Genomic DNA, 19,663 nt, shown 5'->3' with positions numbered 1-19,663 from the left:
GAAATCTCGTACAACAGGCGGCGCACCCGCACCGCTTCGGACCCCCGCGGCTCTGGGGGCCCGGTCGGCGGATGTTCCACCCGGGGGACTGGGATACAGGCATGGCTGAAGATCCCTACAAGGTTCTGGGCGTTCCCCGAGACGCGACGCCTGACGCCATCAAGCAGGCGTATCGCAAGCTGGCCCGGCAGCACCACCCGGACCTCAACCCCGGCAAGCCCATGGCGGAAGCACGCTTCAAGGAAGCCTCCGCCGCGCACGACCTGCTGTCCGACCCGGAGCAGCGTGCGCGCTTCGACCGGGGCGAGATCGATGCCGCGGGCCAGGAGCAGCGCCCCCCGAGCAGCTACCGCCGCCATGCCGAGGCCGCGCAGGGCGCGCGTTACGGCGACGCCGCCCACGAGGACACCTTCGAGGACTTGTTCGCGGAGATCTTCGCAGCCCGGCGGGCGGCGGAGGCCGCCCCCCGGCGCGGCGACGACGCGACCTACAAACTGGCCGTGCCGTTCCTCAGCGCCGTGCAAGGCGCCACCGAGCGCCTGACGCTGCCCGATGGCCGGGTCCTGGACCTCAAGATCCCGCCCGGCGTGGTCAGTGGCAGCGTCCTCCGCCTCCGGGGAAAGGGCGAGCCCGGCCGCAATGGCGGCCCTGACGGCGATGCCCTGATCGAGCTCGAGGTCGGCACCCACCCCGAGCTGCGCCGCGAGGGGATGGATCTGCACAAGGACCTGTCCGTGAGCCTCAGGGACGCGGTGCTGGGCGGCGCCGTTCTGGTCTCAACCCCGTCCGGCACGGTGCGCGTCACGCTGCCGCCGCACACCGACACGGGCCATCTCATCCGCCTGCGCGGGAAGGGCGTGGCGGCCCATGCCGGCAACCCGGCCGGCGATCTGATCCTGTCCATCCGGGTCGTCATCGGGCCTCCGGATGCGGCGCTGGAAGCCTTCCTGCGGGACTGGCGGCCCGCGCCCGTGGAGAAGCCGGAAAACGCGCCGGAACCGGGAGCGAAGGCAGCGCCATGATCACGCTCGACATCCTGCTCGCCCGGTTCACCACCCTGGACCCCGGCGACCTGCACCGCTGGATCGCCCAGGGCTTCGTTCGCCCGGAGGTCACGGGAGGCGAACTGCGCTTCGAGGAGATCGACGTGGAGCGCGTGCGGCTGATCCTCGACCTGCGCGACGTGCTGGAGGTGGATGAGACGGCGCTGCCCGTGGTGCTGTCGCTGGTCGATCAGGTCTATGCGCTGCGCCGCCGGCTGCGGCAGCTTGAGGGCGGGTCGCGTCTGGGTGGGGAATAGAAGGCCGGGGGAAGGAATTCCCCCGAGCCCCCATCTTCTTTCTGCAAGTTCTCGGGCGAGGCATCTTGCCCTGCGGGATGACAGGAAGGACATTCGCCGCCACTCGGCTCCGCCGATGCCAGGACAGGCAGAAGGACCGCCACCATGACCCTCCTCCAGACCGACGCGCGCGGGCTGCGCCGCCGCATGCTGCTGGCCGGGATCGCCGCCGGAGCGCTAGCGCGCCCGGCCGTGCTGCGCGCCCAGGGCAGCCCCATCCGCATCGGCGAGATCAATTCCTACACGGCGCAGCCGGCCTTCCTCGGGCCCTACCGCAATGGCTGGCTGCTGGCGCAGGAGCAGGTCAACGCCGCCGGCGGCATCGGCGGCCGCCCGCTGGAAACCGTGTTCCGCGACGATGCCGGCCGCCCCGAGGACGCGGTGCGCCTGGCCGGCGAGCTGCTGAACGCCGAGCGCGTGGCGCTGCTGGCCGGCGGCTACCTCTCCAATGTCGGCCTCGCCCTGGCCGACTTCGCCCGGCAGAACAAGCGCCTCTACGCGGCGAGCGAGCCGCTGACGGACGCGCTCGTCTGGTCGCGCGGCAACCGCTACACCTTCCGCCTGCGGCCCAGCACCTACATGCAGGCCGCCATGCTGGTGGAGGAAGCCGCCAGGCTCCCCGCCAAGCGCTGGGCCACCGTGGCGCCCAACTACGAATACGGGCAATCGGCGGTGAAGTGGTTCCGCGAGCTGCTGAAGGCGAAGCGGCCGGATGTGGAGTTCGTCGGCGAGCAGTTCCCGGCGCTCGGCCGCATCGATGCCGGCGCCACGGTGCAGGCGCTGGAGCGGATGAAGCCCGAGGGCATCTTCAACGTCACCTTCGCCACCGACCTGCTGAACTTCGTCCGCCAGGGCAACACGCGCGGCCTGTTCGAGTGCCGCGCCGTCGCCTCCATGCTGAGCGGCGAGCCGGAATACCTGGAGCCGCTGGGCGAGGAATGCCCGGATGGCTGGATCGTCACCGGCTACCCGCGCGACGACCTGGACAACCCCACCCACACCGCCCTGCGCGACGCCTACCGCGCCAAGTACAACGAGCTGCCGCGCTGCGGATCGATCGTCGGCTACGACACGGTGCAGGCCATCGCCGCCATGCTGCGCAAGGCGAACAGCACCGAGACGGAGGCGATGGTCGAGGCCTTCAAGGGCATCCGCTACCAGACCGGCTACGGCACGGGCGAGGTGGAGTTCCGCGCGCTCGACCACCAGGCGACGCTCGGCGCCTTCGTCGGCCGCACCAAGCTCGAAGGCCGGCGCGGCAGGATGGTGGACTGGCGCTATGCCGACGGCGCCAACTACCTGCCCGGCGACGAGCAGGTGCGCGCCTGGCGGCCGCAGGAGTAGCACCGCCTTGGAAGCCCTGGCCGTCCAGGCGCTGGCCGGACTGGCCAGCGCCTCCTCCCTCTTCCTGGTGGCCTCGGGGCTGACGGTGATCTTCGGCGTCAGCCGCATCGTCAACTTCGCCCATGGCAGCCTCTACATGCTGGGCGCCTATCTCGCCTGGACCTTTGTGAGTCACGGGCCGCTCGCGGAACTCGGCGGCTTCTGGGGGTTCTGGGGGGGCGTGCTGCTGGCGGCGCTCTGCGTGGGCGCGCTGGGCGCGGCCCTGGAGATGACGGTGCTGCGCCGCATCTACCACGCGCCGGAGCTGTTCCAGCTTCTCGCCACCTTCGCGCTGGTGCTGATCGTGCAGGATGTGGCGCTGCTGCTCTGGGGCGCGGACGACAAGTTCGGCCCCCGCGCGCCGCTGCTACGCGGCGCGGTCGAGATCCTCGGCCTGCGCTTCCCGCGCTACGAGCTGTTCCTCATCGCGGTGGGGCCGGTGGTGCTGGGGCTGCTCTGGCTGCTGTTCCACCGCACCCGCTTCGGCATCCTGCTGCGCGCCGCGACGCAGGACCGCGAGATGGTCTCCGCCCTCGGCGTCGACCAGCGCCTGCTCTTCACCGCCGTGTTCTTCCTCGGCGCCGCCCTCGCCGGGCTCGGCGGCGCGCTGCAATTGCCGCGCGAGGCCGTCACGCTGCACATGGACATGGCCATCATCGTCGAGGCCTTCGTCGTCGTCGTCATCGGCGGGCTTGGCAGCCTGCCCGGTGCCTTCCTGGCGGCGCTGCTGATCGGCGAGCTGCACGCCTTCGGCATCCTGGTCTTCCCGCGCATCACCCTGGTGCTGGTGTTCCTGGTGATGGCGGTGGTGCTGGTGCTGCGGCCGCACGGGCTGCTGGGCGCCCCGCCCGGCGCGCCGCCCGCCAGCGAGCAGGCGCCGCCCCTGCCCCGCCCGCTGCCGCGCGGCCTGCGGCTGGCCACGCTCGGCGCGCTGGCGGCGCTGCTGCTGGCCGCGCCCTTCCTCGGCGACTACCCGCTGATCCTGCTGGCCGACTTCGCCGTGTTCATCCTGTTCGCCGCCAGCCTGCACCTCATCATGGGGCCGGGCGGCATGGCGAGCTTCGGCCACGCCGCCTATTTCGGCGCCGGCGCCTATGCCGCGGGGCTGCTGCTGCGCCACCTCGCCGCGCCGATGGAGATGGGGCTGCTGCTGGCGCCCTTCGCCGCCGGGCTGGTGGGGCTGCTCTTCGGCTGGTTCTGCGTGCGCCTCTCCGGCGTCTATGCCGCCATGCTGACGCTCGCCTTCGCGCAGATCGCCTGGAGCGTCGCCTTCCAGTGGGTGGAGGTGACGGGCGGCGACAACGGCCTGCTCGGCATCTGGCCGAGCGACTGGGCGCGCGGGAAGCTCGCCTTCTTCTATCTCAGCGCCGCGCTCTGTGGCCTCGGCGTGTGGCTGCTGCGGCGGGCCATCCACGCGCCCTTCGGCCTGGCGCTGCGCGCGCAGCGGGATTCCGCGCTGCGCGCCGAGGCCATCGGCATCGACGCCTTCCGCATCCGCTGGCTGGCCTTCGCCTATGCCGCCGCCTTCGCCGGGCTGGCCGGCGCCCTGTTCGCCTTCGGCAAGGGCAGCGTGTTTCCCACCTACCTCGCCATCCCGCGCAGCGTCGATGCGCTGCTGATGGTGCTGCTGGGCGGCGTGCAGACGGTGAGCGGGCCGATCCTCGGCGCCATTGCCTATGCCGGGCTGCAGGAGCAGCTGGCGCGCGTGACGGAGCTGTGGCGGCTGCTGCTCGGCCTCGTCATCCTGGCGCTGGTGCTGTTCTTCCCGCGCGGCCTCGCGGGCGCCCTGGCCCAGTGGGGCGAGAAGCGGGCATGAGCACGCCCCTTCTCGAGGCCGAGGGGCTGATCAAGGCCTGGGGCGGGGTGCGCGCCGTGGATGGCGTCTCCTTCGCCCTCGCCCCCGGCGAGATGCTGGCGCTGATCGGCCCCAACGGCGCCGGCAAGAGCACCTGCTTCAACATGCTCAACGGCCAGATCCGCCCCGATGCCGGGCGGGTGCGGCTGGGGGGCCGGGACATCACCGGCCTGCCGCCGCGCGCCGTGTGGCGGCTCGGCGTCGGCCGCACCTTCCAGGTCACCGCCACCTTCGGCTCGATGAGCGTGCGGGAGAATGTGCGGGCCGCGCTGCTCTCCCATCACCGCCGCCTGCTCGGGCTGTGGCGCCCGGCGGCGCGGCTCCACACGGCGGAGGCGGAGGCGCTGCTGGACCGTGTGGGCATGCTGGCCCAGGCCGACCGCCCCTGCGCCGTGCTGGCCTATGGCGACCTCAAGCGGCTGGAGCTGGCCATGGCGCTGGCCCACAGCCCCCGCCTGCTGCTGATGGACGAGCCCACCGCCGGCATGGCCCCCGCCGAGCGCGGCGCGCTGATGCAACAGACCGCCGCCATCGCGCGGGAGGCCGGTATCGCCGTGCTGTTCACCGAGCACGACATGGATGTGGTGTTCGGCCATGCCGACCGCGTGCTGGTGCTGGAGCGCGGGCGCCTGATCGCCGCCGGCGCGCCGGAGGAGGTGCGGGCCGACCCGCGGGTGCGGCAGGTCTATCTCGGCGGGGGGCGGTTCTGATGCTGGCGGTGGAGGGGCTGCACGCCCATTACGGCCGCGCGCACATCCTGCACGGCGTCTCGCTCACCGTGGCGGCGGGCGAGGTGCTGTGCCTGCTGGGCCGCAACGGCGCCGGCAAGAGCACGACGATGAAGGCCATCATGGGGCTGGTGCCGCCCAGCGCCGGCACGGTGCGGTTGGAAGGGGGGCGGCTGGAAGGGGGGCGGCTGGAGGGGCGCGATCTCGCCGGGCAGCCGCCGCACGCCATCGCCCGCGCCGGGCTCGGCTATGTGCCGGAGGAGCGGCGCATCTTCACCGGCCTCACCGTGCTGGAGAATCTGGAGGTGGGCCGCCGCCCCGCCCGCCCCGGCCTCGCGCCCTGGACGCCGGAGCGGCTCTTCGCCCTCTTCCCCAGCCTCGGCGGGATGCGCCACCGGCCGGCCGGGCGGATGAGCGGCGGCGAGCAGCAGATGCTCACCATCGCCCGCACGCTGATGGGCAACCCGCGCCTGCTGCTGCTCGACGAACCCTCCGAGGGCCTCGCGCCCGTGGTGGTGGAGCGCATGGCCGAGGCCATCCTGGCGCTGAAGGCGGAGGGGCTCTCCATCCTGCTCTCCGAGCAGAACCTGGCCTTCGCCGGCGCGGTGGGGGACCGCGCCTGCATCCTGGAGACCGGCACGCCCCGCCAGACCCTGCCCATGCCGGCGCTGATGCGGGATGCGGCGCTGCGGGCACGCTACCTCTCGGTGTGAAGCGCGCGGCGCCTCAGAGCAGCGCCCAGGACGCCACCCAGCCGAACAGCCAGCCGCCCAGAATGCCCAGCACCGCACCGAGCATCACCTCGCGCGCCAGGGCGTGCAGCCGCGTGCCTGAAGAGGAGGAGGACGCGGGCAGGGCAAGCTGCCCTGCCCGCGTCATGCCGGGCTGCCGCTCGGGGCGTCTCGCATACCACCAGGACGGGGGGGCCGCCGGGGGAAGGCGGTTCCAGGTGGCCGGGACGGGGGCGTGGGGGAACGGCATCGGCATGACCGGATGCGAACATAAATAGAACATGAAGGCAAGTGGCCTTCGCCGTTCTACCCCGGAAAAAGAGAACAGACAGGGAAAATTTTTGGAGAGGGGCCGGAACGACCCCGCCCCTCTCAGCCGCCGCCGATCTCCCCCAGCACCGCGTCCACCGCCGCCAGGAAGTGCTCGGCATGCTCCTGGCGGAACACCAGCGGCGGGCGGATCTTGAGGATGTTGGCATGCGGCCCGGCGGCGCTGATCAGCACCCGCCGCTCGCGCAGCCCGTTCACCAGCCGCGCCGTCTCGGCCGTGGCGGGGGCCTTGGTGGCGCGGTCCGTCACCAGCTCGACGCCGACGAACAGCCCGGCGCCGCGCACGTCGCCGATGAGGGCGTGCCGCTCCGCCAGCTTGCGCAGCCCCGCCGCCAGGAAGGCGCCGGTCGTGCGGGCGTTCTCCACCAGCCCCTCGCCCTCGATCACCTCCAGCACCGCCTGCCCCACGGCGCAGGAGACCGGGTTGCCGCCGAAGGTGTTGAAGTAGCGCGTCGCCTCCCCGAAGCGGGCCAGGATGTCGGGGCGCGAGACCATGGCGGCGATCGGGTGGCCATTGCCCATGGGCTTGCCCATCGTCACGATGTCCGGCACCAGCCCGTGGCGCTGGAAGCCCCACATCGCCTCGCCCGTGCGGCCGAAGCCGGGCTGCACCTCGTCGGCGATGAACAGGCCGCCCGCCTCGCGGATCGCCGCCACCGCCGGCGCCAGGAAGCCGGCGGGGTCGGCGAACACGCCGTCGCTCGAGAAGATGGTGTCCACCAGCAGCGCGGCGGGGGTGATGCCATGCGCCCGCATGTCGGCGATGGCGGCGCGCACATCGGCGGCGAGGCGCTCCGCCACGCCAGGGCCGCCGCGGTAGAGGTCGGGCGCCGGCACGGTGCGGACATGGGCGCCGAGGGTGACGTGGCTGCCGAGCGAGGGCGACATCTCGGAGATCGCCACCGTCACGCCGTGATAGGCGAGCTGCGTGACGATGAAGCCGGTGCCGCCGGTGTGGCTGCGCGCCACGCGGAAGGCCAAGTCGTTCGCCTCGCTGCCCGTGCAGGTGAACATGACGTGGCCGAGCGGCTCGGGGAAATAGCCCAGCAGCTTCTCGGCGTAGTCGAGGATGACGGGGTTCAGGTAGCGGGTGTGGGTGTTCAGCGTGGCCGCCTGGCGCGCCAGCGCCGCCACCACATGCGGGTGGCAGTGCCCGACGCTGGCGACGTTGTTGTACACGTCGAGATAGGCGTTGCCGTCCGGGTCGTAGAGCCACACCCCCTCGCCGCGCACCAGATGCACCGGGTTGGCGTAGAACAGCCGGTAGGCGGGGCCCAGCAGCTTCTGCCGGCGGGCGATCATCGCCTGCTCGCGCGTGCCGACGCCGTTGGTCGCCTTCGGGTCGTAGGCGTTGATCATGCTCATGCGGTCAGGGCCTTTCGCAGGTAAGCCTGGGCCTCGGCACGCGGCAGGGCGCCCAGGCGGCGCAGCCCGGCGAGGCTGCGCGGGTAGTTGCGCAGGATGTAGGGCGCGTTCTCCGGCTGCCGCGCCGCGCGCCAGCCGCTGATCGTCACCGCCACCGCCATGCGCGTGGCGATCAGGTCGGCCAGGATGGCGACCTCCTCCTCCGCCAGCGGGCAGATGCCGTGGAAGGCGGCGGCGAGCTGCGCCGGGCCTTCCAGCGGGTGGCCCTCCTCCGCCATCTGGTAGGCGGCCGCCGTGGCCAGGTCCTGCACCAGCGGCGCGCGCACCATGTCGCCGAAATCGATGATGCCGGCCACCACGTCGTCCCGCGCCGCGTCGGCCAGGATGTTGTGCGGGTTGAAGTCGTTGTGGATCACCTGCCGCCGCAGCCCGGGCAGCACCGGCAGGGCATGGGTGGCGAAGCGCTCCAGCACCGCCCCGGCCAGTGCGCGGTCCTCGGCCCCGGGCAGCTGCGCCACCAGCGGGCGCAGCCGCAGCGCGTGCTGGATGTCCCACATCAGCGCGTGGTCCTCCGCCGGGTGGCGGAACGCCCACAGGGCGAGGTCGAGCCGCGCCAGGGTGGCGCCCACGGCGGCGCGCTGCGCCGGGCCGGGTGCCGCCAGGTGCAGCGGGCGGCCGGGCAGGTAGTCCAGCACCCGCACGCGGCAATCGGGCTGGCCCGGGCGGCGCCACAGCGCCTCCGGCCCATCGCCCGAAAGCGGCGGATGCAGGCGCGGCACCGGCAGGGTGGCGCCCGCCACCGCCAGGTGCAGCAGCGCCCGGCTCTGGAAGTCCGAAACCGCCGGGTCCTCGGCCGGGTGGATCACCTTCAGCACGTATTCGGCGCCATCGGCGGCGCGCAGGTGGAAGTTGCGGTCGCGCTCGCCGGTCAGCGGCCGCACCGCCACCGCGAGGCCGAAGCGCGCCTGCGCCAGGGCCGCCACCTCCGCCTCCGTCACCGCCGGGGGGGCGGCGTCGAGCACGGCACCCAGCTCATCCCCCGGAACCTCGTCCTGTTGCATTCTGGCCGCCACGGTCCGTCCTTCTGCTGAATCGTCGGCGGCATCATGCGCCGGCGCGGCGCCCACGGCCATGGGGCGGCCTGTCCGGAATTCCGGACATCGCCCTCCCGCAGTGGCCGGAAGGGCGGACACCGGAAGCCGCCCGCCCCGCGCAAGCCCTTGTTCCGGAACGCGGCGCTGCGCTGGCAAGCGGCTTGCAGAGAGGCGGCGATGCGCAACGCCGAGACCGCTCCGCGCCGGCTCCCGCCAGCCACCCCGATGCGGGGTGCCCTGGCGGGGCCTGCTATGAACCGGGAAAGCCCCGCCACGCCGCCCCCCGGGGCACGCGGGGGCAGGCCCGACGGAGCACGCCGCACGCCCATGACCTTCGCCCTTCCTTCCCTGTCGCTGGCCGTCCGCCTGCCGCTCCTGGTCGGGCTGGCGGTGTTCCTCTCCTCGGTCGGCACCACGCATCTCGCGCTCCACATCATGCAGCGCGAGCTGAACCGCGAGATCTCGCGGCTGGCCGATGTCTATATCGACAGCCTCTCCGGCACCGCCCTGCCCTGGCTGCGCGCCGGCGACTTCGGCGGGCTGGAGGCGGCGCTGGAGCGCAGCATGGGCTTCCAGCGGGGGGTGAACGACCTCGCCATCGTCGTCGCCGACCCGAACGGCCTGCCGCTCGCCCGCGCCGGCGAGCCGCAGGGCCAGCCGCCCATGGCCTTCGGGCTGACCGGCGTGCAGTGGTCGCTGAACCCCGCGGGCGACACGGCCTGGGCGCAGCGCGAGATGGTGGCGGACGGCCAGGTGGTGGCGCTGGTGGCGGCGCAGCTCGCCTTCCCCGAGCAGGTGGGGCGGCAGCAGCGGGTGATGTGGGTGCTCACCGTGGTGGACCTGCTGCTGGCGGCCCTGGCCGCGGGACTGGCCATGCTGTTCGCCCGCCGGCTGATGCGCCCCTTCCTATCGGTGACGGCGGCGCTGGAGCGGGCCGGGAGCGGCCGCTTCGCGCCGCTGGGCTTCACCCCGCGCGACGCCGAGGCCAACCGGCTGGCGCAGGCCTTCAACCTGATGGCCGCCCGGCTGCGCGAGCGGGAGGAGCTGGCCACCCGCCTGGCCGAGCGGGAGCGCGCCGCCATGCTCGGCCGCCTCGCCGCCTCCGTGGCGCACGAGGTGCGCAACCCGCTGGCCGGCATGCTGACGGCGCTGGAGACCACCCGGCGCTTCGGCGACGACCCGGCGGCGCGCGAGCGGGCGCTCGACCTGGTGGAGCGCGGCCTGCGGCAGATCGAGGCGGTGGTGCGCAGCACGCTCGCCACCCACCGCCAGGATGGCGAGCGCCGCCCCGTCTCCGCCGAGGATCTGGAGGATCTGCGCCTTCTGGTGATGCCGGAGGCGCGGCGCGGCCAGGTCTGCCTCGGCTGGCGGGTGGCGCTGCCGGAGCCCTTCCCCACCGATGCCCTGCGGCTGCGCCAGCTGCTGCTGAACCTGCTGCTCAACGCCGTGGCCGCGACGCCGGCCGGGCGGGAGGTGCGGCTGCAGGTCACCCGCCCGGCCGAGGGGCTCCTGGTGGCGAGCGTCGAGGACGAGGCGGGCGGCCTGCCGCCGGAGGCGGAGCAGCGCCTCTCCGGCGGCGAGGCCAGCGGGGTGGCGGGCGGGCTGGGGCTGGAGATCGCGGCGCAGCTCGCCGCAAGCCTGGGCGCGCGCATCAGCGTCGAGGCCGCGCCGCGCGGCAGCCGCATCACCCTGCACCTGCCCGCCCGCGCGGAGGAGACGCCATGAACCAGACCGCCAACGCGCCGCGCTCCGTGGTGCTGATCGAGGACGATGCGGTGCTGGGCGAGAGCCTGGTGCAGCGGCTGACGCTGGAGGGCATCGCCACCGCCTGGGCGCGCAGCGCGCGCGAGGGCGAGGTGCTGCTGCGCCGCCAGCGCCCGACGCTCATCGTCTGCGACATCCGGCTGCCGGATGGCAGCGGCGAGGCGCTGCTCACCCGGCTGATGCCGGAGCTGGGCGGCACGCCGATCATCGTCGTCACCGCCTTCGGCGACGTGGCGCAGGCGGTGCGGCTGCTGCGCGCCGGGGCCGACGACTATGTGGAGAAGCCCTTCCCCGCGCAGCTGCTGATCGACAAGCTCGCCGCCTATTCGGGCTGGTCGGCGCCCCTGCGCCCGGCGGATGACGGCGCCGGCTGGCGCTCCCCGGCCATGCAGACGCTGCGCCGCCACCTGCTCAAGCTCGCGCGGGTGGACACCACCGTGCTGCTGGGCGGCGAGAGCGGCGCCGGCAAGGAGGTGGCGGCGCGCGCCCTGCACGAGAGCGGCCGGGCCGAGGCGGGCCGCGCGGCGGCGCCCTTCGTCGCCGTCAACTGCGCCGCCATCCCGGCCGAGCTGCTGGAGAGCCAGATCTTCGGCCATGAGCGCGGCGCCTTCACCGGCGCCACCGAGCGCCAGCCCGGCTTCGCCGAGCGTGCCGCCGGCGGCACGCTGTTCCTCGACGAGGTGGCCGAGCTCGGCCCGGCGCCGCAGGCCAAGCTGCTGCGGCTGCTGCAGGAGCGGCGCTTCACCCGCCTCGGCGGGCGGGAGGAGCTGCCGCTGCAGGCGCGCATCGTCGCCGCCAGCAACGCCGACCTGCGCGCCCGCGTGGCCGAGCGCCGCTTCCGCGAGGATCTCTACTACCGCCTCGCCGTGGTGGAGCTGGCGGTGCCGCCGCTGCGCGAGCGGCCGGAGGATCTTGGCGCGCTGGCGGCGCATTTCCTGCGCCACTTCGCCCAGGCCTTTGCGCGGGAGGCGCCGGAGCTGACCGCGCCGGCCTTCGACGCGCTGCTGGCGCACCGCTGGCCCGGCAATGTGCGCGAGCTGCGCAACCGCATCGAGCGGGCGATGGTGCTGGCCGAGGGGCCGCGCCTGGAGCCGGCCGACCTCTTCCCCGAACGCCAGGCGCAGGAGGCGCCGCCGCTCTCGCTGGCCGAGGCGCGCGACGCCGCCGAGCGCGAACACATCCGGCGCGTGCTGGCCCGTTCCGGCAGCCGCGTGGGCGACGCCGCCCAGCTGCTCGGCATCTCCCGCACCACGCTGTGGGAGCGGATGAAGCGCCTCGGCATCAAGGGCTGAGTTTCCAAGGTATCCCCAGGGAGGATCCGTTGAAGGCGACAAGAGACTTCGAAGACATCATCGGCGGCGCGCTGATGATCGCGGGGGGCACGTGGTTCGCGCTCTATTCGCTGAACTACAACATGGGCACGCTGCGGCGGATGGGGCCGGCCTATTTCCCGCTCTCCATCGGCGTGCTGGTCGTGGCGTTCGGGCTGATCATCCTGGTCCCCGCCCTGTTCCGGGCCGGCACCCTGCCGCGGCCCGAATGGCGGCCCTTCCTGGCCATCTGCATCGCGGTGCTGGGCTTCGCGCTGCTGGTCGACCGCTTCGGGCTGATCCCGGCGGTGCTGCTGCTGACCGCCCTGGCCGCCTTCGCGGAACGCAACCCGAGCCTGCGGCTGACCCTGGTGCTCGCCGCCAGCCTCGCCGCCATCGCCGTGCTGGTCTTCACCATGGGCCTCGGCATTCCCATCCCGGCCTACCGGTGGAGCCTCTGATGGACATGTTCGCCAACCTCGCGATGGGCTTCGGTGAAGCCTTCGCGCCGCAGAACCTGCTGTACTGCTTCATCGGCGTGTTCCTGGGCACCTTCGTCGGCGTGCTGCCGGGCATCGGTGGCCTTGCCACCATCTCCATGCTGCTGCCGCTGACCTTCTACGTGCCGCCCACCGCCGCCATCATCATGCTGGCCGGCATCTACTACGGCGCGCAGTATGGCGGCTCCACCGCCTCCATCCTGATGAACCTGCCGGGCACCCCCGCCGCGGCCGTGGCCTGCCTCGACGGCTACCCGATGGCGCAGAAGGGCCGCGCCGGCGTGGCGCTGGCCATGACGACCATCGCCTCCTTCGTCGGCGCCAGCCTCGGCATCATCATCCTCACCGCCTTCTCGCCGCTGCTGGCGGGGGTCGCCCTCTCCTTCGGGCCGGCGGACTACTTCGCGATGATGCTGCTCGGGCTGGTGGCCGCGGCGACGCTGGCGCACGGCTCGCCGGTCAAGGGCATCGCCATGGTGCTGGTGGGGCTCGCGCTCGGCATGGTCGGCACCGACGTGCAGACCGGCCAGCAGCGCTTCACCTTCGACATCCCGCAGCTCGCCGACGGCATCAGCCTCGTGGCGCTGGCCATGGGCCTGTTCGGCGTGGCCGAGGTGATCGGCAGCATCAACCGCATCAAGGCCGGCAGGAGCCAGCACAAGATCACCATGCGCTCGCTGATGCCGACCGGGAAGGACATGAAGGATTCCACGCTGCCGATGCTGCGCGGCACCGGCGTCGGCGCCATCTTCGGCGCGCTGCCGGGGGCGGGCGCCACCATCGCCTCCTTCATGTCCTACGCGGTCGAGAAGAAGGTGGCGCGTGATCCGAGCCGGTTCGGCAAGGGCGCCATCGAGGGCATCACCTCCCCGGAATCCGCCAACAACGCCGCCTCGCAGACCGCCTTCATCCCGACGCTGACGCTGGGCATCCCGGGCGACGCCACCATGGCGCTGATGCTGGGCGCGCTGATCATCCAGGGCATCCAGCCGGGGCCGCGGCTGGTCACCGAGCACCCCGAGCTGTTCTGGGGGCTGATCGCCAGCTTCTGGATCGGCAACGTCATGCTGGTGATCCTCAACCTGCCGCTGATCGGGCTGTGGGTGAAGATGCTGTCCATCCCCTACCGCATCCTCTACCCCGCCATCCTGATGTTCATCTGCATCGGCGTGTACAGCGTCAACAACAGCGCCTTCGACGTGCTGCTGGTGATGATCTTCGGCGTCTTCGGCTACGTCATGGCGCTGCTGAAGTTCGAGCCGGCGCCGCTGCTGCTGGGCTTCATCCTCGGGCCGTTGATGGAGGAGCATTTGCGCCGCGCCATGCTGCTCTCGCGCGGCGACGCCATGGTGTTCCTGGAGCGGCCGATCAGCGCCGGCTTCCTGGCCGTCACCGCCGCGCTGCTGGTCTGGGCCGCCGTCGCGCTGATGCGGCAGAACCGGGCGCGGCAGCGCGCCGCCGCGCTGGCGGAATAACGGCAGGGCCATGCAGGAGAAGATCATCGGCCCCTTCCTGGCCTGGATCGCCGCGCACCAGGACTGGGCGGGGTCGGTGGCCTTCCTGCTGGCCTTCACCGAATCCCTGCCCCTGGTGGGGCTGGTCATCCCCGGCTCGGCGCTGCTCTTCGCCGCCGGGGTGCTCATCGTCAGCGAGGCGCTGCCGGCCTGGCCGGTGGTGCTGGGCGCCGGCCTCGGCGCCGCGCTGGGCGACAGCACGGGCTATGTCATGGCGCGCCGCTGGGGCCCGGCGATGGTGCGGCGCCACCTGCCACGCGGACAGTGGCGGCTCTATGCGCGGGCGCGCCTCGGCTTCCGCCGCTGGGGGCTGTGGGCGGTGTTCCTCAGCCGCTTCTTCGCGCCGCTGCGCGCCTTCATCCCCGTGGTGGCGGGGCTGTCGGGCATGCGGCACGGGCGCTTCCAGCTCGCCAACATCCCTTCGGCGCTGCTCTGGGCGCCGCTGCTGCTGATGCCGGGGCAGGCCATCGGCTGGGCCACCGGCCTGTTCCGGCGCGAGGAAGGCTGGCCGATCGCGGTGCTGGCCGGGCTGGGCGTGGCCGGCATGGCGGCGGCGGCCTGGGCGCTGGCCGCCGCCCTGCGGGGCGGCCCCCGCCGCTAGAGCAGATCGCGAGCAGGCTGCTTCGCCTGATCGCGTTAAGATGCTCGCGAACACAATGAGCTAGAGCCTTTTCCGTGAGCCAGTACGAACGGAAAAGGCTCTAGCCGCCCACCGCCCCGCCGCCGAGGCGGGTGAAGGAGACCAGCGTGCTGCGCGGCGGCAGGGCCGGGTCGAAGGCCGGCCAGCGCGTGCCGGGGCGGCCATAGCTGGCGCCCGGCTCGGCCCCCGGCGTGCGCACCAGGGCGAACAGCGCCGCGCCGTCCGGGCTCATCGCAGCGCCGCCCAGGGCGGCGCCGCGCGGCGCGCCATAGAGCGGCAGCGCCAGCCCCCGCCCCACCCCCTGCGTGTCGCAGCCATAGAGCGCATCGGGCGCGGGCCCTACACGCCCGTCATGGTCGGTGCCGATCCAGAGCCGGCCGCGCCCGTCCAGCGCCAGGGTGGCGGGCGCCTCCGGCCAGGCGGTGCCGAGGCCGGCGTAACGCGGCTCCGGCGCGCCGCCGGTCAGCAGCAGGCTGGCCGAGGCCTCGTCCGACCCATGGTCACCCCCCGCCGGGCGGATCTCCACGACATGCCCGGCATTGCTGCCGGCGCGCGGGTTCAGCCGGTCCACCTGATCGGGGCGGCGCGCGGCGTTGCCCTTGCAGGCCAGGAACAGCCGGCTGCCATCCACGGCGAGGCCGCTCGGCAGGTCGAAGGCGGTGGCGCCGAGGGCCGCGGCGACGGCGATGGGGTTGAGCAGCGTCTGCGCGTCGCGCGGCAGGGCTTCCCAGCGGAGCCCCTGGCCGGCGAGGCGCGCCACGGAGAGCGTGCCCTGCTCCAGCGCCCCCGGCTCCGCCGCCGGCCCGTCCGAGACGAAGCGGAACAGGTGGCCGAAGGCGCGCCGGTCGGAGAGATAGACCACGGCGCGGCCATCCCGCCCCAGCGCCGCGGCGGCATCCCCGCGCGGGAAGCGGGCGAGCGCGGTGCGCTTGGCCGGCACCGCGCTCGGGTCCAGCGGGTCGAGCTCCGCCACCCAGCCGAAGCGCAGCGCGTCGCGGAAGCGGGCGTCGAGGGGCGCGAGGCGGGTGGACCAGGGGGCCGGGTCGTCCTCGGCCAGCAGCAGCGTGCCCCAGGGCGTGGCGCAGCCGCCGGAGACCGCCAGCAGCCCCTGCACCGCCTCGCCCACGCTGGCGGAAGCCGGGCCGGTGATGCGGCACAGCGTCTCCGCCGTCAGCCGGCGGGACTGGTAGCCGCCATCGGCGACGATCCAGCGGCCGCCCTGCCGCTCCAGGTTCAGCAGCGAGGCGCCCTGCATCATCGCCGCCACGGCCGGGCGGTCCCGCCCGCCGGGGAAGGCCATGGCCGGGTCCACCGTCGGGTGGGCCACCGCCAGCACGGCGCGGCCGATGCCGTCCGCCGCCGCCGGCTGCGGCACCAGGGCGCAGATGCGGCCATCCCAGCCGAACTGGGTGGCGGCCGCCTCGGGCGTCGGCGCGGCGGGGTTCCAGGGCAGCGCGTCGAAGGTGACGCGGTCGCCCCAGCGGGCCAGCACGTCGCGCCGGTAGCCGGGGGCCACCGTGTCGTCCGGCTTCACCGGCAGCAGGGCGGGCGGCATGTCCAGCGTGGTGACCTGGGCATGCGCCGGGCGCGCCGCCAGCGGCAGCGCCGCGCCGGCGGCCAGCAGCGTGCGGCGGGAGAGCGTGCTCACGCCACCGGCTCCGCCACGGGCCTGGGCGCGTCATGCACCGTCACCGCCGGCAGGGCGCCGTCGAAGCGCTCCACCTCGACAAGGCAGGACTGCGCCGCGCTGCCCTGGCCGAGGCGGGAGGTGCCGATGTCGCGCGTCAGCACGTTGGGGTTGCCGTGCACGTCGAGCCCGCCCTGCTCCGGCGAGGGGTCCCACCAGGCGCCGGTGGCCATGGCCACCACGCCGCGCCGGATGCCCTCGCTGAGGCGCAGCCCGGCGAGGCAGGCGCCACGGTCGTTGAACACGCGCAGGATGTCGCCGTTCGCGAGGCCGCGCGCGGCGGCGTCCTGGGGATGCATCAGCAGCGGCTCGCGGCCCTGGATCTTGTCGGCGGCGGCGACGCGGCCGGGGTCGAGCTGCCCGTGCAGCCGGGTGGCGGGCTGGTAGGAGAGCAGGTGCAGCGGGAACCGCGCGGCGAGCGGCGCGCCGAGATACTCCTCCGGCGCCTGCCAGCGCGCATGGCCGCCGATCTCGTCGTAGCCGAAGCCGGCGATGGTCTCCGAATACAGCTCCACCTTGCCGGAGGGCGTGTTCAGCGGGTGCGCCGCCGGGTCGCGCGCGAAGTCGGAGAACAGCACGAAATCCTCCTCCGGCGGCGGGATCTCGATGAAGCCCTCGGCCCAGAAGGTGTCGTAATCCGGCGCGTCGAAGCCGAAGCGGGCGCAGGCCTGGCGCCAGCGCTCGTAGAGGTGGCGCAGCCAGGCGGCCTCGTCCCGCTGCTCGGTGAAGCGGTCGCGGAAGCCGCAGGCCTCGGCGATGTCGGCCAGCATGTCGTGGTCGTTGCGCGCCTGGCCCAGCGGCGGGATGGCCTGGTGCATGGCGCGCAGGAAGCGGTCGCGCGAGGAGGAGGCGATGTCGTTGCGCTCCAGCGTCGTCGTCGCCGGCAGCACGATGTCGGCGTGGCGGGCGGCGGCCGTCCACCACGGCTCCTGCACGATGATGGTCTCCGCCCGGTTCCAGCCGCGGCGGAGGCGGTTGAGGTCCTGGTGGTGGTGGAAGGGGTTGCCGCCGGCCCACCAGATGATGCGGATGTCGGGCAGCACGATGTCCCGCCCGTTATACTGCAGGATCTCGCCCGGCCGCTCCAGCAGCTCCGTCACGCGCGCGACGGGGATGGAGAGGCCGCCCGGGTTGCGCGTGGCCGGCAGCGAGACGGAAGGCAGCTCGCGGCGCGGCGTGCCCATGCCGTTGAGCGAGCCATAGCCGAACATCACCCCCTCGCCCGGCTTGCCGATGCCGCCCAGCGCCGCGGCCAGCGCCACCAGCGCCCACCAGGGCTGCTCGCCATGCTCGGCGCGCTGGATCGACCAGGTGGCGGTGAGCATGGTGGGCAGCCGCGCCGCCTCCAGCGCCAGCGCGCGGATGGTCTCGGCCGGCACCTCGGTGATGGCGGCGGCCCAGGCGGCGGTCTTGGGGGTGCCGTCCGTCTCGCCCAGCACATAGGGGCGCAGCCTGTCCCAGCCGGTGCAGTGGGTGGCGAGGAAGCCGCGATCCTCCAGCCCGGCGTCGACCAGCGTGTGGATCATGGCGAGGATCAGCGCCGTGTCGGTGTTGGGGCGGATCGGCACCCATTGCGCGTCGAGGAAGTCCGGCGTGTCGCCGCGGAAGGGCGAGATGTTGACGAAGCGCACGCCCGCCGCCGCCACCTGCTTCAGCCAGGGCACGTATTCATGCGCGCCGGCGCCGCCCGCCGTGACCAGCGCGTTCTTCAGCGGCAGGCCGCCCAGGCAGATCATCAGCTTCGTGTGGCGGAGGATGCTGCGCCAGTCCGTCACCGGCCCCTGGATGACCTCGTTGGTGCCGAGGATATGCGGCATCAGCGTCATGCCGGCGCCGTAGGAATAGTTCGTCACCTGGTTGGTGTAGCCGCCGCCGAGGCCGAGGAAGCGCTGCAGCTGGCTCTTGGCGTGGTGGAAGCGCCCGGCGCTGGACCAGCCATAGGAGCCGCCCATGATGCTGGGGTGGCCGAACTCGGCGCGCACCCGCTGCGTCTCCTCCGCCACGAGGCGGATGGCGCGGTCCCAGGAGACGGGGACGAAGTCGCGGTCGCCGCGCTCGGCGCCGCGCCGCTCGCCGCGCAGCCAGCCGGCGCGCACATGCGGGCGGTCGATCCGGCTCTTGGCGTGCACCACGTCGGGGATGGCGTCGATCAGCGGCCCGGGATGCGGGTCGCGGTGGAAGGGGCGGACGCCCACCACGCGGCCCTGCTCCACCACCGCGTCGAAACTGCCCCAGTGCGCGGCGTGCGGCTTGATCCCCGACATGCTGCTCCATCCTCCAGCCAATGGCGGCGGAGAATGCGCCGGCAGGCGGCGGGGGGCAAATGCACGCGGCGCACGGCGCGCAAAAAAAACGCGCCCCTTCAGGGGCGCGATGCAGGCGGGACCGGGAAAGGGGCGCCGTTCAGCGGCGGCCCGTGGCATCCATGTTGAGGTTGCGAACGGCGCCGGCCATGTGCTCGGCATGGGCGCTGCGCACCGAGGGGGCCTCGGCCATTTCCTCGAAGCCGGCCTCGCCCTTGGCCATCATGGTGCCGGAGGCGCGGTTGTGGATGAAGCCGTTGGTGGCATAGACGCGGCCATAGGCGTCGTCGCTACGGCCGACCTGCACGCGCACCGCCGTCCAGTCGTTGCGGTCCGACACGTCGATGACGGAGACGCCGCGCTGGACCGTGCCCTTGCGCAGCCCCGGGCCTTCCCAGTTGGCGTGGTCGATCAGCACCTCGCGCGGGCCGATGACGCGGGAGACGACGGCGACATGCCCAAGCCGCATGCCACCCGAGGCGCGGAAGCTCAGCACCGAGCCACGCTCGGGCCGGTTGCCCCGGGCGTAGACGCCGGCGGCGCTGGCCCACCAGGTATGGGCGTTGCCGGAAAGCTCGATGCCGCTGATGGCGCGGGCGAAGGGCACGCAGGAGATGTTCTCGGCGCGGCGCAGCTCGGCCGGGAGCGGCTTGAGCGTCGGCGACTTGGCGCTGCGGGCGGCAGCCGGCTGGTGCAGGGCGGCGCGCGGCTGTTTGACGGTCTCCCGGGTGTTGCGGCCGGTTGCCGCATCGGCGGCCACAGGCACGGCGCACATCGCCCCGAAGAGAACGGCAAATGCCACTGCTGCGCTGTTTACCCGCATGAAACCCCCAAAGCCCTGTCTCCACTACGGCCTGCACCGCGTTGTTATTCCGCTAGCAAGGACGTGAGGGCGGCGGCAATGCCGGAGCTTGTTACTGGGGGAAATACGACGTGATTCGCATTTTCACGCGGTACGTGAGGGTCCTCAATAAGACCTTAATCCTAAACCACCGAAGATCTCTGCAATTTACCACAGTGTTGCGGCAAAAATGCAACAGCCCTGCCGCAGCAGGGATTCCGCTAAGCATATGTTTCAAAAACAAGAAAGGCGCCGGGAAGTTGCATCCCCGGCGCCAAT

Annotated in this window: 17 protein-coding genes; 11 read left to right on the top strand and 6 right to left on the bottom strand. The window is 73.1% G+C overall.

Annotated features, from left to right (window positions below; genetic code table 11):
• Window positions 1-101: 101 nt before the first annotated feature.
• The 6 genes from CR165_RS14375 (at window position 102) to CR165_RS14350 (ending at window position 6,018) form a co-directional block, all read left to right on the top strand.
• Window positions 102-1,022 carry a DnaJ C-terminal domain-containing protein gene (locus tag CR165_RS14375; protein ID WP_109517689.1) on the top strand — a complete coding sequence of 307 codons (921 nt, stop codon included), beginning with the start codon at window positions 102-104 and terminating at the stop codon, window positions 1,020-1,022.
• Complete coding sequence (locus tag CR165_RS14370) at window positions 1,019-1,300, top strand: MerR family transcriptional regulator (RefSeq protein ID WP_109517688.1); 282 nt, start codon at window positions 1,019-1,021, stop codon at window positions 1,298-1,300. The genes CR165_RS14375 and CR165_RS14370 overlap by 4 nt, the downstream gene beginning before the upstream one ends.
• 144 nt (window positions 1,301-1,444) lie before the next feature.
• On the top strand, window positions 1,445-2,683 hold the full coding sequence (locus tag CR165_RS14365) for an ABC transporter substrate-binding protein (RefSeq protein ID WP_109517687.1): 1,239 nt from the start codon (window positions 1,445-1,447) through the stop codon (window positions 2,681-2,683).
• 7 nt (window positions 2,684-2,690) lie between these two features.
• Window positions 2,691-4,538 carry an ABC transporter permease gene (locus CR165_RS14360; protein WP_109517686.1) on the top strand — a complete coding sequence of 616 codons (1,848 nt, stop codon included), beginning with the start codon at window positions 2,691-2,693 and terminating at the stop codon, window positions 4,536-4,538.
• Window positions 4,535-5,287 (top strand): ABC transporter ATP-binding protein, encoded by a 753-nt coding sequence (locus CR165_RS14355; protein ID WP_109517685.1) that lies wholly within the window; start codon window positions 4,535-4,537, stop codon window positions 5,285-5,287. Before CR165_RS14360 ends, CR165_RS14355 begins: the two co-directional genes overlap by 4 nt.
• Window positions 5,287-6,018 (top strand): ABC transporter ATP-binding protein, encoded by a 732-nt coding sequence (locus CR165_RS14350; RefSeq protein ID WP_109517684.1) that lies wholly within the window; start codon window positions 5,287-5,289, stop codon window positions 6,016-6,018. Before CR165_RS14355 ends, CR165_RS14350 begins: the two co-directional genes overlap by 1 nt.
• A 13-nt stretch (window positions 6,019-6,031) precedes the next feature.
• Here CR165_RS14350 and CR165_RS25070 read toward each other — a convergent pair whose 3' ends face one another.
• From CR165_RS25070 to CR165_RS14340, 3 genes are all read right to left on the bottom strand, one after another.
• Window positions 6,032-6,184, bottom strand: a complete 153-nt coding sequence (locus CR165_RS25070) for a hypothetical protein (protein WP_181378172.1) — start codon at window positions 6,182-6,184, stop codon at window positions 6,032-6,034.
• Window positions 6,185-6,408: 224 nt separating this feature from the next.
• Complete coding sequence (locus CR165_RS14345) at window positions 6,409-7,731, bottom strand: aspartate aminotransferase family protein (RefSeq protein ID WP_109517683.1); 1,323 nt, start codon at window positions 7,729-7,731, stop codon at window positions 6,409-6,411.
• A complete protein-coding gene (locus CR165_RS14340; RefSeq protein WP_109517756.1) occupies window positions 7,728-8,792 on the bottom strand; it encodes a phosphotransferase in 1,065 nt (354 codons plus the stop codon). Before CR165_RS14340 ends, CR165_RS14345 begins: the two co-directional genes overlap by 4 nt.
• Window positions 8,793-9,152: 360 nt before the next feature.
• Here CR165_RS14340 and CR165_RS14335 point away from each other — a divergent pair, with 360 nt between their 5' ends.
• From CR165_RS14335 to CR165_RS14315, 5 genes are read left to right on the top strand one after another with little or no spacing between them, the layout of a single operon-like run.
• Window positions 9,153-10,550 carry an ATP-binding protein gene (locus CR165_RS14335; RefSeq protein WP_181378171.1) on the top strand — a complete coding sequence of 466 codons (1,398 nt, stop codon included), beginning with the start codon at window positions 9,153-9,155 and terminating at the stop codon, window positions 10,548-10,550.
• Window positions 10,547-11,881, top strand: a complete 1,335-nt coding sequence (locus CR165_RS14330; RefSeq protein ID WP_109517681.1) for a sigma-54-dependent transcriptional regulator — start codon at window positions 10,547-10,549, stop codon at window positions 11,879-11,881. The genes CR165_RS14335 and CR165_RS14330 overlap by 4 nt, the downstream gene beginning before the upstream one ends.
• Before the next feature lie 29 nt (window positions 11,882-11,910).
• Window positions 11,911-12,360: a tripartite tricarboxylate transporter TctB family protein gene (locus CR165_RS14325; RefSeq protein WP_109517680.1), complete on the top strand. Its 450-nt coding sequence runs from the start codon at window positions 11,911-11,913 to the stop codon at window positions 12,358-12,360.
• The gene (locus CR165_RS14320; protein ID WP_109517679.1) at window positions 12,360-13,874 is read left to right on the top strand and encodes a tripartite tricarboxylate transporter permease; all 1,515 of its coding nucleotides are present in this window, start codon (window positions 12,360-12,362) and stop codon (window positions 13,872-13,874) included. Before CR165_RS14325 ends, CR165_RS14320 begins: the two co-directional genes overlap by 1 nt.
• Before the next feature lie 10 nt (window positions 13,875-13,884).
• Window positions 13,885-14,514 carry a DedA family protein gene (locus CR165_RS14315; RefSeq protein ID WP_109517678.1) on the top strand — a complete coding sequence of 210 codons (630 nt, stop codon included), beginning with the start codon at window positions 13,885-13,887 and terminating at the stop codon, window positions 14,512-14,514.
• 100 nt (window positions 14,515-14,614) lie between these two features.
• Here CR165_RS14315 and CR165_RS14310 read toward each other — a convergent pair whose 3' ends face one another.
• The 3 genes from CR165_RS14310 to CR165_RS14300 all read right to left on the bottom strand — a co-directional run bounded on the left by CR165_RS14310 (window position 14,615) and on the right by CR165_RS14300 (window position 19,318).
• Entirely contained in the window at window positions 14,615-16,201 is a 1,587-nt protein-coding gene (locus tag CR165_RS14310) for a PhoX family protein (protein WP_109517677.1), read from the bottom strand.
• Window positions 16,198-18,504 carry a molybdopterin-dependent oxidoreductase gene (locus tag CR165_RS14305; protein WP_109517676.1) on the bottom strand — a complete coding sequence of 769 codons (2,307 nt, stop codon included), beginning with the start codon at window positions 18,502-18,504 and terminating at the stop codon, window positions 16,198-16,200. The genes CR165_RS14310 and CR165_RS14305 overlap by 4 nt, the downstream gene beginning before the upstream one ends.
• Before the next feature lie 139 nt (window positions 18,505-18,643).
• A complete protein-coding gene (locus CR165_RS14300) occupies window positions 18,644-19,318 on the bottom strand; it encodes a CHAP domain-containing protein (RefSeq protein ID WP_245906426.1) in 675 nt (224 codons plus the stop codon).
• Window positions 19,319-19,663: the final 345 nt, after the last annotated feature.

Origin of the sequence: Teichococcus aestuarii (genome assembly GCF_003116135.1) — a bacterium.
GTDB lineage: Bacteria > Pseudomonadota > Alphaproteobacteria > Acetobacterales > Acetobacteraceae > Pseudoroseomonas > Pseudoroseomonas aestuarii.
This window is presented reverse-complemented; position numbering and strand designations above follow the sequence as displayed.